The organism is Sorangium sp. So ce381 (assembly GCF_051473845.1).
Classification (GTDB): domain Bacteria; phylum Myxococcota_A; class Polyangia; order Polyangiales; family Polyangiaceae; genus Sorangium; species Sorangium atrum.
This window is the reverse complement of sequence record NZ_CP150336.1, coordinates 10967349-10983463: the sequence shown is the minus strand read 5'-3', so window position 1 is coordinate 10983463 and position 16115 is coordinate 10967349. Positions and strand designations below refer to the sequence as shown.

Genomic DNA, 16115 nt, shown 5'->3' with positions numbered 1-16115 from the left:
ACAGGTCCCTGGCGAGATTTCTACTAGTTTGAAGCGTCGTAGTTGAGGTTCGGGCCGAGCCAGCGCTCGACCTCCCCGACGGTCATGCCTTTGCGCGCGTGGTAGTCGACCACCTGGTCGCGATCGATCTTTCCCAGGCTGAAGTACCGGGCCTCCGGGTGCGCGAAGTACAGGCCGCTCACGCTCGAGCCGGGCCACATCGCGAACGACTCGGTGATCCGGATGCCGGTGTTCTTCTCGACGTCGAGGAGCCGCCACAGCGTGCCTTTCTCCGTGTGATCCGGGCACGCAGGGTACCCCGCCGCGGGCCGGATGCCGCGGTACTTCTCCTCGATGAGCTCGGCCTTGGTCAGGTCCTCCTGGCGGCCATAGCCCCACTCGTCGCGCACCCGCTTGTGCAGGCACTCGGCGAACGCCTCGGCCAGGCGATCGGCGATCGCCTCGGCCATGATGGCGTTGTAGTCGTCGTGCACCGCCCTGAACCGCTCGCACAGCTCCTTCAGGCCGATCCCGGCGGTGACCGCGAAGCCGGCGATGTGGTCCCGGAGGCCGGTCTCCCTGGGCGCGATGAAATCCACGAGCGACCGGTTCGGCTCGCCGTTCTCCTTCGCCGTCTGCTGGCGCAGGAAGTGAAACCGCTCGAGCACCTTCGTGCGCGTCCCGTCGGTGTACACCTCCACGTCGTCGCCCACGGCGCTCGCGGCGAAGAAGCCATAGACGCCGCGCGCCGTCAGCAGCTTCTCCTCGATGATCGTGTCGAGCAGCGCGTTCGCCTCGGAGAAGAGCTGGCGCGCTTGCTCGCCGTACTTCTCGTGCTCCAGGATCCGCGGATAGACGCCCTTCAGCTCCCACGTGTGGAAGAACGGCGTCCAGTCGATGTACTCGCGCAAGGTGGCCAGCGGGAAGTCCTCGAGCACGCGCACGCCGGTGAACTCGGGCACCGGCAGATCCTCGGCGCGCCACTCGATCCGCGTCCGGTTCGCGCGCGCGGCCTCGATGGAGACGAGCTTGTGCTTCGGCGCCGCGTGGAGCCGGCGGAGCTTCTCGTACTCGGCGCGGTGCTGGGCGACGAACGCCGCCTTGCCCTCCTCGCTCAGGAGGCTCGTCGTGACGGGCACGGCGCGGCTCGCGTCGACCACGTGCACGACCGGCTCGCTGTAATGCGGGGCCACCTTCACGGCGGTGTGCGCCTTGCTTGTCGTTGCCCCGCCGATCAGGAGCGGCAGCTTGAAGTTCTGCCGCTCCATCTCGCGGGCGACGTGGATCATCTCGTCGAGCGACGGCGTGATCAGCCCGCTCAGGCCGATCAGATCCGCCTTCTCCTGCCTGGCGCGCTCGAGGATCTTCTCGCACGGGACCATGACGCCCATGTCGATCACCTCGTAGTTGTTGCACGCGAGCACGACGCCCACGATGTTCTTGCCGATGTCGTGGACATCGCCCTTCACCGTGGCGAGGACGATCTTCCCCTGCGTCTTCACCTCCTGTCCAGCGGCGGCCATCGCCGCCTTCTCCGCCTCCATGAACGGCGTGAGGTACGCGACGGCCTTCTTCATCACGCGCGCCGATTTCACCACCTGCGGCAGGAACATCTTGCCGGCGCCGAAGAGATCTCCGACGACGCTCATTCCATCCATCAGCGGGCCCTCGATCACGGCGAGCGGGCGGCCGAGCTTGGCGCGCGCGTCCTCCGTGTCGACATCGATGTACGTGTCGATGCCCTTGACCAGCGCGTGCGACAGCCGCTCCTCGACGGAGCCTTTGCGCCACTCCTCTTCTTTCTTCTCGGTCGCGGCGGCGCCGGCGCTCTTGGCCTTCAGCGCTTCGCCGAAATCGACCAGCCGCTCCGTGGCGTCCGGGCGCCGGTTGAGCAGGACGTCCTCGACGAGCTCGCGGAGCTCCGGCTCGATCTCCTCGTACACCTCCAGCATGCCCGCGTTGACGATGCCCATGTCCATGCCGGCACGGATGGCATGGTAGAGGAACGCCGAGTGCATGGCCTCGCGCACCCGGTTGTTGCCGCGAAAGCTGAACGAGATGTTCGACACGCCGCCGCTGACCTTGGCGTGCGGCAGGTTGGCCTTGATCCAGCGGGTGGCCTCGATGAAGTCGACGGCGTAATTGTTGTGCTCCTCCATGCCGGTGGCGACCGTGAGGATGTTCGGATCGAAGATGATGTCCTCGGGAGGAAACCCCACCTCGTCGACGAGGATGCCGTACGCGCGCTTGCAGATCCGGATCTTGTCCTCGTAGGTGGCGGCCTGCCCTTGCTCGTCGAAGGCCATGACCACGACGGCGGCGCCGTACTTGAGGATGGTCCTCGCGTTCTCGCGGAACTTCGCCTCACCCTCCTTGAGCGAGATGGAGTTCACGATGCCCTTGCCCTGCATGCACCTGAGGCCGGCCTCGATGACCTCCCATTTCGACGAGTCCACCATGAACGGGACCTTCGCCACCTCCGGCTCGCTGGCCAGGAGCAGCAGGAAGCGCGTCATCGCAGAGGCGCCGTCGATCATGCCCTCGTCCATGCAGATATCGATGACGTTGGCGCCGTTCTCGACCTGCTGGCGCGCGACGCCCACCGCTTCCTCGAATTTCCCTTCCTTGATGAGCTTCGCGAACTTCGGCGACCCGGCGACGTTGGTGCGCTCGCCCAGGATCATGTAGACGCCGGGCTGCTGCGTGAACGGCTGCGAGCCGGACAGGCGCAGGGGGATCGGCGGGCCGGACGAGGGCGCGCCGCCGGGCGGGGCCTCGGCGTGGGTCTTCGGGGCGAGGGCGCGCGGGGGCCTGCCGGCCAGCGCCTTGGCGATGGCCGCGATGTGCTCGGGCGTGTTGCCGCAGCAGCCGCCGGCGATGTTGAGGAGGCCTGCGTCCGCGAAGCCGCCGATGTGGCGCGCCATGTCCGGCGGCTCCAGATCGAAGCCCGTGGGCGAGAGCGGGTTGGGCAGGCCGGCGTTCGGGTAGCAGGAGATCGCTGCGCTGGACTTCTCCGAGAGGTCGGACAGGAACGGATACATCAGGTCCGGGCCGAGCGAGCAGTTCAGCCCGATGGCGAGCGGGTTCACGTGCTTCACCGCGTTCCAGAACGCCTCGACCGTCTGCGCGGAGATCATCGTCTCTCCGCCGCGCCCGACCGCGGCCGAGATCATCACCGGCAGGGTCTTGCCGTCTTTGTCGAACACCTCTCGAATGGCGACGAGCGCGGCCTTCGCGTTGAGCGAGTCGAAGATGGTCTCGACAAGCAGCACGTCGGAGCCGCCGGCGATCAGGGCGCGGATCTGGTGGACGTACGCTTGCTTCACCTGATCGAACGTCACGACGCGGAAGCCGGGGTCGTCGGCGTCCGGGGAGTTGGACAGCGAGACGGTGAGCGGGCCGATGGCGCCCGCGACGAACCGCTGCCGCCCGTCGGCGTTCGCCACGCGATCGGCCCATTCGCGGCACTGCCGCGCGGACTGTTCGTTGATCTCCCAGGCGAGGTCGTTGAGGAACGGGTCGTCGATGATCCGTTGATAGAAGGCCGGATCCTTCCGCCCGCCGTGCTCCCGCGGGTCGTCCACGAAGAACTCGCTCTGGGTGATGCTCGTCGCGCCGAAGGTGTTCGTCTCGATGATGTCCGCGCCGGCCTCGAGGAACCGCCGGTGGATATCGCAGATCATCTCCGGCTGCGTGAGCGAGAACAGATCGCCGTTGTTCAGCAGGTCTTTCTTCGAACCCGCGAACCGCTCGCCCCGGATGTCCGCCTCCTTCATCCCGTAGGTGCGGATGGTCGTCCCCATCGCGCCGTCGATGATGACGATGCGGCTCTGGAGGAGCTTCTGGAGTGGATGGAGGGGAGGCGTGGGGTTGTTGGACGGCATGATCAGCCTCGCTTGGCGCTCTTGGAGGGACAGGGGGTCGGCTTGTCGGCGATGGCGAGCACGACCTGGAAATGGGGCTTCTTCGTCTCGCGGCAGGCGACTTCGGACGCGACGACATCGAGCTTCACGCGGGCGAGCATGGCGCGGATGTCGGCGGGCGAGAAGCCGGGGTGGCGCTCGCCGTAGGGCACGGTGATCTCCCGCTGCTGGTGCGCGTCGAGCGACAGGACGACCACCCGGCCGCCCGGGCGGAGCACGCGGGCGCACTCTTCCAGCGCCCGCGGCGGGTCCTCGGCGTAGGTCAGCGTGTGAAACACGAGGACCGAGTCGAAGGAGGCGTCTCCGAACGGCAGCGCGTGCACATCCGCGACCTGGACGCGGACGTGGGGCTGGGTCGAGAACCGCTCTCTCGCGGCCTCGATCATCCGGCTGCTCGAGTCGACGCAGGTGAGCGAGCGGCAGTAAGGCGCGAGCGCGCTGGCCGCCGCGCCGTCGCCCGATCCGACGTCGAGGACGTCGCCGAGGCGGAGCAATGCGGCGATGCCGACCGCGAGCGACTGCCACGTCCGGCCCGGGGAGTAGTGCCGCTCCATCTCGCCGGCGAAGGACTCGGGGAGGCCGCCGCGCCGCTCGGCGTCGAGCTCCAGGAGGCGCCGCTGGTCGCCTTCCAGCGTCGGGTCGGGCGACTTCATCGCCTCATCGAGGAGGGCCTTCGCGGTCCCGGGCAGGGTATCGACCGCGAGCGCATAGAACGACTGCGGCCCCTGGCGCCGATCCCGGACGAACCCTGCCTCGCGGAGCCGCCCGAGGTGCGTCGAGACGCGCGACTGCGCGATGCCCGTCACGCGAACCAGATCCGTCACCCGCAGCTCGCGCTCGCGGAGGAGCACGCAGAGCCGTATCCGGCTCTCGTCCCCGAGGAGGTTCAGCGTCTCGATGTACTCGGAAAGACTCATGTATTCATGTATCTCGATGTGCGAATGTAATAGAGGCGCCGGCTGCCGGAGTCAAGCGCGCCGGTGCCCGAGGGGCGCCGAGCGCTGGCCGCCGAGCTGAGCCCGGAACACTGGCAGGACTGTTCCGCGAAGGCGAACCGTCGCGATCCGTCGAATCTGCCGGGATCTGGGGAGAGCGTGACGACGGATCGCGCCCGCTCGGGAGGCATGGACCCGGCCCGGGCCCAACCGTCAAGCCCCGGGCCCGGGGAGCTCGCTGTGACCGAGCCGTCGCTTCGGGCGCCTGCGATCGCCTCGCGCGCCGGCACCATGGCTGGCGAATTTCGCCGGACCTGGTCCTCCCGCGCGCTGCCGGGGTCGGGGTGCGGGAGCGACATCGACGTCGGCCCCGGCGGGGTCGTGCACGATGGCGCGCAGGCGGCGAACGCTCACGGGCATGACAGCGGACGGCTCAGCTTCTTCTCGTTGTGCTTTATCTGCAGCGCATTCCAGAGCTTTGCCTCGTTCGAAGTGCCTTGGCTGGCGCTGAACGTGTAGGCGTCCTCGATGAGCTCATCGGCGTCTTGAATGCCCGCCCGCAACGCGTCGCTGATGAACTTCTCGTTGAACAGCACATAGCTGAGCACATCGGGACGGCTGTGCGGGCTCACGGAGGTGAGCCAGTAAAGCAGGGCGAGGTCGCGATGCTGTAGCTTGCGCGTGCCACGGAGGATGTCCTCCAGGGCTCTCGCCGCCACCGAGCCGACATCGTCTTGCCCTGATGGGCCGCCGAAGATGATCGGGATGGGGGGCGCCCCGGCTGTTTCGTTTGCTTCCGCTTGCATGTTCGCTTCCAGCTGCTTGCGGACCTCCTCGATCATGCGATCGGAGGTGATCACGCGCATCATCTGCAATGCGTGATCCTGCAGCGTTGGCCACTCGTGGATGTTCACCGCTGCGGAGGCGCCATATCGCCGGGAGTCCGTCGAGACGACGATGATGCCCTTGGCGCCGAAATCGATCGCGGGCTGCAGCGGTGCGTTGAGGCGCACGCCACCGTCGACGTAGAAGTGGCCGCGAGCCGGCGAGCCGATCCGGGCCGGAGGGAACAGGACCGGGATCGCGGCCGACGCCAGCACGTGGTCTGAGGACAGCTGGGTGGGGACGTAGTCGATGGCCCGATCGTCGTCGTTCCGTGGTGTGTTCGCACGGCTGTTGGTGCCCATCTGGTAGAATATTTTGGTTCGTCCCGACCCGGACTCGGTCGTGGCAACCGCGAGTACATCGATCCTAGGCTTGTTGCCGTCCACCCTCCCGTCGCTCCCGCAGTCCTTGGGGTTGAATTGCAGGTTGTCGTTGATGACATCCCAGTCGATCAGGCTCCGGTTCGCGAGGCTGCTCCGCAGCGGTCTCGTGTCGAGCAAGCTCGTGGGGCCGTTCGTGCCGAGCAGCAAGCCGGCGGCGTACTCTGCGCCGGCGCGAACCAAGGAGCGGAAGACAGGGCCGAGGACCATCTCTTTGTGGATGCGTTGCCAGCGCTCGACGAGCTCGCTACTGGCCTCCTCCTGGGTCTTGGCGGCCACCGACGCGAGCAGGGCGGCGTTGATGGCGCCAGCGCTGGTGCCGATCAGGATCGTCGGTCGGGTCTTCCCGAGCTCGGGCAGCAGCCTGGAAACGAAGCCGGCCTCGTATGCGCCGCGAGCCCCCGCGCCGGTCAATACGATGGCGACCGGAGGCTCAGGCGCATTTCTGCTCTTTAACGAATATGCAGCCGGATTGTCCTGCTCTGACATGATGTTCTATCTCCTTCCTGACAGCGCGCGCGAACGCTCCACACGGAACGAAAGCCAGGGCCCACGCCGCGAAGGCGGCGTGAGCCCCATTGTCGAGGGCTACCACGGTGAGGGTGGCTGTGGTAGCGAGGCCATGATTCCTCGATGCCTGCGCTCTCGTCCGTGCCCGGCAGATCGCCTCGACGAGAGGCACGCGCGTGGGCGTGCCTGAAGGAGGTCAATCCGTCGATCGTGCCTTTCTCCTTCACGCCGGATTCTCGCTGCTCCGCAGGATCTGCGCTGTGCGTACGGAGAGCGTCTCGGCCGGTGCCGGACTCCGATCCTGCTGAGATAGACGTTCGCTGGTCGCCCGGCGCGGCACGTTTTGACAGGACACCGGTGACATCGATGCCTCTCGGTAAGGCAGGAGCCTTGAAAATCGCCTTCACGGGACCGCCTGGACGACCCCGCGCTCGCGAGCGGGGGGGTGATGCGATCCGGCGGCTGCGCGGCAGGACCTCGACCGTCGCGAGCGTCGCCCTGATCCAGGCTCGTTATCGATCGGCTTTCCTGGCAGGGCTTCGGACCGCCGCTGTCCAGAACGATCCGCCGACCGCGAAAATTGTCTTGTATAACGCCACGCTATCCGTTATAACGGACGCATGTCTCCTCTCCTCGTGGCCACGCAGACGTTCGGCGCTCACTCGCGGGCGTGCTGTCGAGCGAGCGCTCGTCGCTCTTGCTGTAGTTAGCCGCATGAGCCGCGGCGTGAGCTGCGGCGAGGAGAACAGCGAGGCAGCGCGCCCGCGTCCACGCCGATGCGTCGCGCTGCTGTTCGTCGTGACGGCCGAGCCACGCGGCTCATCGCCGTCAGAGTCCGCCCTTCACGTGGCGCGCCCGGCTGGCCTTTGGCCACCGCGCGAGCCGAGGCGTCCCTTCGGGAGGACGGCGGAACATCGCTTTCGACGACGTTCGACTCCGGCATGCGGCGCTTCCAGCACTCCCAAGGAGACAGGTATGAAGCGGTTCTTCGAACGTCACCGATGGATTGGTTCGGCGCTCGCGACCGGGCCCTGGTTGTTCGCCACGCTGCTCGGCCCGATCGGCTGCGGGAGCGACGACGACTCGGGCAGCGGTGGCAGCGCTGCTCAGACCAGCAGCTCGAGCGGTTCCTCGGGCGGCACCGGCAACGCCACGAGCGGAGCCGGCGGCGGTGGCAACTCGGGTGAAGCCGGCGCGACGGGCGAAGGCGGCGGCGGTGCAGCGGGCTCGGGCGGCGCTGCCGGGGCCGGCGGTGCAGCGGGCGGCGGCGGTACGGGCGGCGGAGATGGCGGTGCCGGTGGCGGCACGGGCGGTGGAGGTGGCGGTGCCGGTGACGGCACGGGCGGCGGCGGTGCCGGCGGCGGTGGTGCCGGCGGCGGCACGGGCGGCGGCGGTGCCGGAGGCGGCACGGGCGGCGGCGGCGGAGGTGGCGGCGACGGCGGCACGGGCGGCGGCAATACGATCGTCGAGTTGCCCAACATCGTCACGATCGTGGCCGACGATCTGGGCTTCTCGGACCTCGGCGCGTTCGGCGGCGAGATCAGCACACCGAACCTCGATACACTCGCCGCCGAAGGCCGCATCCTCACCGGGCACCGCTCCGGATCGCTGTGCGCGCCGACCCGGGCGATGCTCGTCTCGGGCACCGACAGCCACGCTGTCGGGCTGGGCCGCATGGGCGGTGGCACCGGACCGCAAGCAGGGCAGCCCGGCTATGAGGGCTACCTGACCGACAATGCGCTGTCCGTCGCCGAGATCCTGAGGGACGCCGGCTACCACACGTACATCGCCGGCAAGTGGCACCTCGGCGACACGGAGGAGCAGAGCCCTCCGGCGCGCGGCTTCGAGAAATCGTACGTCCTGCTCCCCGGCGTGGCGACGTTCTTCAACGAGTTCGCCGACCCGCCCACGACCGCGCAGGCTCAGCTCTATCGCGAGGACGGCGTGTACACGCAGCCGCCGCGCGACTTCTATGCGCCCGAGTTCTACACGGACAAGCTCATCCAGTACATCGAGAGCAACCGCGCCGACGGCAAGCCGTTCTTCGCGTTCGCGACGTACACAACGCCGCACTGGCCGCTCCAGGCTCCGCCAGAGTACATCGACAGGTACCGCGGCCGCTACGACGCGGGCTACGACGCCATCCGCGAGCGGCGCCTCGAGCGGCTCAAGAGCCGCGGCGTCATCCCGCAATCGTTCACGCCGAATCCTCGCTTGCCGAGCGGCGGCAGCAACCCGAAGACCTGGGAAGAGCTGACGCCGGAGGAGAGGATCTACGAAGCGCGGCGCATGGAGATCTACGCCGCCATGGTCGAGAACCTCGACGCCAACATCGGCAGGTTGATCCAGTACCTCAAGCGGGTCGGCGAGTACGAGAACACCTTCATCTTCTTCCAGTCCGACAACGGCGCGGAAGGCGGCACGCGCGAGGGCTTCGCCGCCACCGACCCGAGCCGCTCCGGACCGGTGGTGAACACGCTCGAGAACCTGGGCCGACCGGGCTCGTACATCGGCGTCGGACCCCGCTGGGCCGAGGTGAGCGCCACGCCGTTCCGGCTGTGGAAGAGCTACACGACCGAAGGCGGCATCGCCGTTCCGGCCATCGCACGGCTGCCGGGACAGCACCAGGCCAGGCCGCAGTTCGACGGAACCACGCACGTGATCGATTTCCTGCCGACCGTGCTCGAGCTGGCCGGTGTGCCCAATCCGGGGAGCACCTACAAGGGCAGGGACGTCGAGCCGATCAGCGGGCGCTCGATCCTGCCGGTGCTCGAAGACCGGGCCACGGGGCTGCGCGCGCCCGGTGAGACGTTGATCTGGGAGCACGGCAACCACCGCTACGTGATCCGCGACAACTGGAAGCTGCTGTGGCTCAGCGCGCCCTATGGCCCGACGCCGCGCGCCTGGAGCTTGTTTGATCTGGCCACCGACCGCGGCGAGATCAACGACGTTTCCGCGGCTCATCCGGAGGTGGCGGCCGAGCTCGCCGCCGCGTGGGAGCAGTACGCCGCCGCCCGCGGAGTCATCCTCACCGAGTAAACGCGCACCCTGCCGCGCGCGAGACCCGGGCGTCTCTGCACGATCCGCGTCTCGCGGCGGCGCTCGCCTCCGCCCCGCACATGGCCGATTCCCGACTCGTTCGCTCGTGGCCCATCGCTGTCGTGATCCTGGCGCTCGCCGGGCTCGTGGTCTGGCGCGCGCCAACGAGCGCGTCCTCCCTCACGCCAGCCGACGCCATCACGGCGAGCGCTTCGGGGGCGAAACCCGGGGCGGCGCGCGGCGGCGACGCGGAGGCCTCGTCGGCTGCCGCAACGCGGGTCAGCCCGGCGGAGCGCTCGCCGGAGCGTGCGGCCTCCGGCTTCGTCGGCAGCGACCGCTGCGCCCCGTGCCACGCCGAGGAGCACGCCGCATGGCAGGGCTCGCAGCACGCGCGGGCCATGCAGCACGCGAGCGCCGCCACCGTGCTCGGGAACTTCGAGGGCGCGCGCCTGCGTTACGCCGGGCAGGTCCACCGCTTCGATCGCCAGGACGGAAAATACTGGGTCACCACGGACGGCCCCGATGGCCACCTGCACCGCTACGAGGTGCTGTACACCTTCGGCGTCGAGCCGCTCCAGCAGTACCTCGTTGCCGGCCCGGGCGGACGCTTGCAGGCGCTGCCGTTTGCGTGGGACGCGCGCCCCCAGACACGCGGTGGGCAGCGCTGGTACCACCTGCACGAGCGCGACGACGTGCGCGCCGGCGACGTGCTGCACTGGACCGCCGCCAGCCAGAACTGGAACCACATGTGCGCCGAGTGCCACTCTACGCACGTCACGAAAGGGTACGACGCCGCCGCGGATCGGTTCACCACCACCTGGTCCGAGATCAGCGTCGGGTGCGAAGGCTGCCACGGCGGCGGCGCGCGCCACCTCGACTGGACCAAGGCGAGGATGCCGGACCCCTCGAAGGGCCTCGACGTGCGCTTCGACGAGCGCAAGGACGCCACGTGGACGCGGCTGCCCAGCGGCACCGCGCAGCGTGGCAAGCGCGCCTCGAGCGGCACCGAGAGCGCCACGTGCGCGTTCTGCCACAGCCGCCGCGAGACCCTCTCGCAGCCGTTCCGGCACGGCGCCCCGCTGCTCGACAGCGTGGCGCTCGAGCTGCTGACCGCGCCCTTCTACACGCCCGACGGCGTGATGAGCGACGAGGTCTTCACCTACGGCTCGTTCCAGCAGAGCAAGATGGCGCATGTCGGCGTGACGTGCAGCGACTGCCACGATCCGCACTCCGGCCGCCTGCGCGCCGAGGGCAACGGCGTGTGCGCGTCCTGCCACGAGCCGGCGCGCTTCGATGTCCCCGAGCATCACCACCACGCCGCGAACGCCGCCGGCGCCCCGTCCGGCGCGCTCGCCGCTCCGCGCTGCGTCGACTGCCACATGCCGGCGCGCACGTACATGGGCGTCGACGTCCGTCACGATCACGGCTTCCGGGTGCCTCGGCCGGATCTCTCGGTCCGCCTCGGGATCCCGAACACCTGCGCCGACTGCCATGCGCAAAAGCAGGCGAGCTGGGCCGCCGACGCCGTGCGAGCCTGGCTCGGCCGCCCGGCGCAGGGCTACCAGACGTACGCCGAGGTCTTCGCTCTCGCGCGCACCGCGCCCGGTGACCCGGCCGTTGCCGTTGAGCTCCAGCGGCTCGCGACCGACCGCGCCATCCCCGCCATCGCGCGCGCCACCGCGCTCGCCTCGCTGCGCGCCGCCCCGACGGCCGCGTCGCTCGCTGTCCTCCGCGCGGCGCTCGCCGATCCCGAGCCATTGCTACGGCGCGCTGCGCTCGGCGCGCTGGAGGGCTACGACCCTCGTCGCGCCGCGGCCGTCGCCGCGCCGCTCCTCGCCGATCCCGTCCGCGGTGTGCGCGTCGAAGCCGCGCGCGTGCTCGCGGGCGTCGACCTTCGCGCCTTGCCCGAGCGCGCCGCGCAGGAGCTGGACGGAGCGTTGCGCGAGTACATCGCCACGCAGACCCTCCACGCCGATCGGGCCGAGGCCCAGAACAACCTGGGCCTCGTCTTCACCCGCACGGGCAAGCCGCGCGACGCCGAGCACGCCTACCTCGCTGCGCTTCGCATCGAGCCCGGCTACGTCCCCACCTACGTGAACCTCGCCGACCTCTATCGCGAGCTCGGCCGCGACGCGGACGGCGTCGCGCTGCTCCGGCGCGGAATCACCCGCCTTCCCGAGGAGGCCGAGCTGCTCCACTCGCTGGGCCTCGCCCTGGTCCGGCAAGGCCACCAGGATCAAGCGCTCGAGCCGCTGAAACGTGCCGCCGAGCTCGCGCCCGAGCAGGCTCGCTTCCAGACCGTCTACCAGGCCGCGCTGACCGCCTTGCGGTCATCCCTCCAGGCTGCTCACGGCCAGCCTCGTCTCGGACGGCCATGAGGAGCTCCTCCACCCCAAGGGGGTCACCACTTCGGTCGTGAACGCGGGCTCGTCCCTGCGTTCGCATGGCATGTCCCCTGCAGTCGGGCTTCGCCCTGAAAAGGAGCGTTGCCTGTCATGACGAAGCGACCTTCTCGGCGGACCTTTCTCCACGCCGCCGGTGCCAGCCTCGCGCTCGGCGCGTGTGCGCGGAGCGCGCAGCTGCGGCAAAACGCTACATCCCTGGGCGCGGGCGCTCCGGAGCCTCCCGAGGGGCCTTCTTCCGGGGCGCCGGAGGAAGAGGACGTCGCGCTGCCGGCGGGCGGCGTGATGCCGACGAGGATTCTGGGGCGGACCGGCGTCAAGGTCAGCCTCCTCGGCCTCGGCGGCTACCACATCGCGGTCCCCAGCGACGAGCAGGAGAGCGTCCGGCTCGTTCGCTTCGCGATCGATCATGGGGTCACCTTCCTCGACAACTGCTGGGATTACCACGACGGCAAGAGCGAGGAGCGCATGGGCAAGGCGCTTCAGGACGGATATCGCAGCAAGGTCTTCCTGATGACCAAGCTCGACGGCCGCACCCGGGCGACCGCCGAGGCGCAGCTCGAGCAGTCGCTCCGGCGGCTGCGCACCGACGTCATCGATCTCGTGCAGATGCACGAGATCATCCGGATGGGCGATCCCGAGCAGATCTTCGGGCCCGGCGGCGCGATGGAGGCGCTCGTGGCCGCGAAGAAGGCCGGCAAGATCCGGTTCATCGGCTTCACGGGGCACAAGGACCCGGACATCCACCTCGCCATGCTGAAGATGGCCGAGCGGCAGGGCGTCCCGCTCGACACCGTGCAGATGCCTCTCAACGTCCTCGATCCCCATTACCGGAGCTTCGAAAAGGCGGTGCTCCCGGTGCTGACGCAGCAGGGCATCGGGGTGCTGGGAATGAAGCCGTTCGCCGGCGGGGAGATCGCGAAGACGGGCGTGGTCTCGCCGATCACCTGCCTGCATTATCCCATGAGCTTGCCGACGTCGGTGGTCATCACCGGCTGTGACAGCCTGGGTGTCCTCAAGCAGGCGCTCAAGGCGGCTTACACGTTCCAGCCGCTCGGCAGCGAGCGCGTCTCGGCGATCCTCGCGCGCACCGCCGAGCTCGGCGCCAGAGGGGAACACGAGAAGTTCAAGACCACGGAGCGCTTCGACGGCACGACGAGGAACCCCCACTGGCTGACGACCGCGAACCTCTGAGCGGGGCGCGGGCCCATGTCCGATATGCCGGGATGCCTGGTCGAGGGTAGTGCGGTCATTTGCCCAAATGACCGCGGCCGGCGAGCAAAAGACCGCACCCGATCACGCGCTCAGTCCTCGGTGGTGGGCGGCTCGCCGAGATCGAACAGGTCGAGCTGAACCGGACGTCGCGGTGGGTCAGGCGGCGGAGGCGGCGCGGCCTGGACCGGAGGCGCCGACGGCGGGGGCTCTGGATGACGCGGCGAACGCTTCAGCGCGGGCGTCGGCTCGGTCACGAGGCGCAGGAACCCGCGACCGCCGGGGAGCGGCCTCGCCGGTGCGGAGGGCTCGCGATGAGCGAGCGGCTGCGCCTCGGGCGCGTCCGTCTCTCCCTCGGTCAGGAGCGTCTCCAGGAGCTCGTCCAGGCTCCACACGTGGTCGGTGATGCTGCCGGAGTGACGCGAAGCGTCTTCACGACGTGACAGAGGTTGTAGTAGGCGTACACCAGCGCGACCGACGCGCGGTGGTGCTCGATGCGCTTGGAGAAGGCCAAGCACAAGCGCCGCATGCGCCCGTTCTGGTGTCGCGTGGTGCCGTTCAGCCGCTCCACGTAGGACGTGGACGCCTTGGCCGGGTCGGGCGCGCCGTAGACGGTGCTCTTCGTGATGAAGGGGTCCCGAGGCGGCTCGTACCGGTGGTCGTCTCGGCGTCCACGGCTGCCAGAGCGGTAGTTCTTCACCGTCTGCATGTAGTCAATCGACGTGCCGAACGAGGCGCCAACGGCAGGGATGTACGGCGCGAAGCCGTCCGACGTCAGCTGGGGCATGACCAGCATGCGAGCCCGTAGGTCCTCGATGAAGGCGTCCGTCGTCGCCTGGTCGCGCTGGCCGACGCGGTAGGCGATCACGAGCCTGGACAGCGTGTCCATCGCAACGAAGGTGTACGCCTCGCCCACGCCGGGCGGGTCGGCCTCGGTCACGCGGGACTGCTTCTTCTGGACGTAGCCCCAGATCTCGTCGACCTGGACCAGGACGCAGCGAAGGTCCCGCACCAGTCGGTTGTGGAGCCGCTCCGCACCCTGCCCCAGGGCCAGCGCGAAGCGCCGGATGGTCTTCTGCTGGACGCCGGTCATGCGCTCGGTCGCGCGCACGCTGTTGCCGTCTACGAGCGCCGCGAGCACACGCAGGCGCTTCTCGGCCGGGAGCACGTTCGCCACGGGACCCTTGCCTTTCCCCAGCGGAGGGCCCACGATCCGGTCTGCCAGGACGTCGGACGGGTCGCACCGCTCGGCTTCTGCCGCCCTGCCTTCGGGTTCCAGCCGGAGGCGGGGCGTTTTCGTCTAAGGTCCTCTGATTATAGCGATTTTGCCGAGTAAAACCGCTGGCAAGGACGCAGAAGAGGGGGGCGCTAGGACAGCAGGTGTCATAGCCGCACTGGCACGTTGCGGGGGTGCGCGCTGGAGGGCGTCGAGATCAACGACGAGGCGTGCGCGGCGCTCGAGACGCACCTGCTGGAACCTCGGAAACATCCGCTCCCGGAGGGGTGCGGGGTGGCGTGCGGGCTCTTGATGGCGCGGCGGACGCGAGGAGCACGCTCGCGACGCTCGGCCGAACCGCGAGCGGAAGAGCCCAGCTGCGCGCGCCCGCGGGCGCGTGGCGGGCCTGGCGTGCTCTGCCTCGACCAGGTGCGCCTCGTCGTCGCGCTCGCGGTGCGCGGCGGCGGCTCGACGGGCTCGCCAGCCCCCCGACGACCCCGCGGCGAGCTCGGCGCCCGTGGAGGCGGCGGCGCGCTGGGAACGGGTGCGGGTTCGGGGCCGTCCTGAAAGAAAAACCATCACATCAACGCAATCTCGAACAACAGGATTGCGTGCCGGGTGGGGTGCCTTAGGTACACCGGTGCAGAACGGAGGTGTGTAATGAGGTTATTGTGGTTGAGCTCGACCGCTCTTATGGTTGGAGCTGCGAGCCTCGTGACTTTTGGCGGACAGAGTACGGCTGAGGCTGGGCTTAAGGCGCCGTTGGGCCAATGCACCATTCAGGCTGATGGGGGTGGAAATTGGGGTTCTATTCTGAAGCTGTGTGTCGAGTTCATAGGTGAGCGGATGGTTTTTGTCGTCACAAAGATTGACGCTGCGACGGGTGGGCCTGGAGGACGGTTTATACATCCAGGTACCATGACCATCAGGTACAGAACGATTGATGAGATGCTAGAGGACGCACCGTACCACGAAGCCAGCGAACCTGTTCATGAGGGGCAAGGCGCGATACGGTTCACGGACTACGCGCGCGGGATTGGTTTCCCGAGGTACTACTCCGTCGAGTTCAAGCCTGCTGACGTTGGAGGTCGCGCCTACTCAGGGCCTCTCACCATCACAAACAACTGGTGGGACTTTTGAGCAGCAGCGAGGTGTCGAAGTGCTGAGTGCAAGACGGGGTTCGTTCAGCGTGTCCGGCGTTACCGCCTGGGTAGGCGCGCAGCAGGGAAACGTCCTCGGCCCTGGCGGAGCCCAAGACCGAGCCGCCGACCCCGCAGCCGCTCAAGCTCCGGACGCCAAACCCGGGGACACCTACGGCGCCCGCGCGAGCTCTGCCGAACGGGCGCGGGTTCCGGCGACTCGTCGGGAACGCGCCGGCGGCGCCTGCTGCTTCGCAGCCGCCGCCCGTGGCGCCGAGGCGAGAGCCGACCTCTCCCGAGCCGCGCACGATGGTTCAGCTCTCGTTGTTCGGCGACGATCCCACCTGAAGCGAGAAACCTGCGCCTCCCACAGCCCGGTACGCACGCATGGACATTCTGTCTTGACAGAATGTCAGCGGGTTCTGCTCGACGGGAGGCGTGTTGCCGAGTGCGTCCACGGCCATCCGGATGCGGCTACGATCCGCAGCGAGAGGT

7 protein-coding genes and 2 pseudogenes are annotated in these 16115 nt (G+C 68.7%); 5 read left to right on the top strand and 4 right to left on the bottom strand.

Annotated elements, in window-relative coordinates; translation table 11 throughout:
• Positions 1–23 precede the first annotated feature (23 nt).
• From metH to WMF29_RS41185, 3 genes are all read right to left on the bottom strand, one after another.
• Positions 24–3863, bottom strand: coding sequence for a methionine synthase (gene metH / locus WMF29_RS41195; RefSeq protein ID WP_437325550.1), 3840 nt, complete (start codon positions 3861–3863; stop codon positions 24–26).
• 2 nt (positions 3864–3865) lie between these two features.
• Entirely contained in the window at positions 3866–4819 is a 954-nt protein-coding gene (locus WMF29_RS41190; RefSeq protein WP_437325549.1) for an ArsR/SmtB family transcription factor, read from the bottom strand.
• A 428-nt stretch (positions 4820–5247) separates the two neighbouring features.
• Positions 5248–6591: a patatin-like phospholipase family protein gene (locus WMF29_RS41185; RefSeq protein ID WP_437325548.1), complete on the bottom strand. Its 1344-nt coding sequence runs from the start codon at positions 6589–6591 to the stop codon at positions 5248–5250.
• A 996-nt stretch (positions 6592–7587) separates the two neighbouring features.
• Between WMF29_RS41185 and WMF29_RS41180 the strand changes: the two genes are divergently transcribed.
• The 3 genes from WMF29_RS41180 (at position 7588) to WMF29_RS41170 (ending at position 13247) form a co-directional block, all read left to right on the top strand.
• On the top strand, positions 7588–9651 hold the full coding sequence (locus WMF29_RS41180) for an arylsulfatase (RefSeq protein WP_437325547.1): 2064 nt from the start codon (positions 7588–7590) through the stop codon (positions 9649–9651).
• Positions 9652–9731: 80 nt separating this feature from the next.
• Positions 9732–12029 carry a multiheme c-type cytochrome gene (locus tag WMF29_RS41175; RefSeq protein ID WP_437325546.1) on the top strand — a complete coding sequence of 766 codons (2298 nt, stop codon included), beginning with the start codon at positions 9732–9734 and terminating at the stop codon, positions 12027–12029.
• A gap of 117 nt (positions 12030–12146) precedes the next feature.
• Positions 12147–13247 (top strand): aldo/keto reductase, encoded by a 1101-nt coding sequence (locus tag WMF29_RS41170; protein WP_437325545.1) that lies wholly within the window; start codon positions 12147–12149, stop codon positions 13245–13247.
• Between the two features lie 110 nt (positions 13248–13357).
• On the opposite strand, the pseudogene WMF29_RS41165 reads toward WMF29_RS41170, so the two are convergent.
• Positions 13358–14442, bottom strand: a pseudogene (locus tag WMF29_RS41165) (transposase).
• 957 nt (positions 14443–15399) lie between these two features.
• Between WMF29_RS41165 and WMF29_RS41160 the strand changes: the two are divergent.
• Complete coding sequence (locus WMF29_RS41160; protein WP_437325544.1) at positions 15400–15621, top strand: hypothetical protein; 222 nt, start codon at positions 15400–15402, stop codon at positions 15619–15621.
• A 95-nt stretch (positions 15622–15716) separates the two neighbouring features.
• A pseudogene (locus tag WMF29_RS41155) lies at positions 15717–15968 on the top strand (IS1 family transposase); the annotation flags it as partial.
• Positions 15969–16115 lie beyond the last annotated feature (147 nt).

What these genes read in the sequence shown, in the direction of transcription:
- metH (WP_437325550.1), bottom strand. Translation starts at nt 3,863, where the DNA reads ATGCCGTCCAACAACCCCACGCCTCCCCTCCATCCACTCCAGAAGCTC.
- WMF29_RS41175 (WP_437325546.1), top strand. Translation starts at nt 9,732, where the DNA reads ATGGCCGATTCCCGACTCGTTCGCTCGTGGCCCATCGCTGTCGTGATC.
- WMF29_RS41160 (WP_437325544.1), top strand. Translation starts at nt 15,400, where the DNA reads ATGACCATCAGGTACAGAACGATTGATGAGATGCTAGAGGACGCACCG.
- WMF29_RS41170 (WP_437325545.1), top strand. Translation starts at nt 12,147, where the DNA reads ATGACGAAGCGACCTTCTCGGCGGACCTTTCTCCACGCCGCCGGTGCC.
- WMF29_RS41185 (WP_437325548.1), bottom strand. Translation starts at nt 6,591, where the DNA reads ATGTCAGAGCAGGACAATCCGGCTGCATATTCGTTAAAGAGCAGAAAT.
- WMF29_RS41190 (WP_437325549.1), bottom strand. Translation starts at nt 4,819, where the DNA reads ATGAGTCTTTCCGAGTACATCGAGACGCTGAACCTCCTCGGGGACGAG.
- WMF29_RS41180 (WP_437325547.1), top strand. Translation starts at nt 7,588, where the DNA reads ATGAAGCGGTTCTTCGAACGTCACCGATGGATTGGTTCGGCGCTCGCG.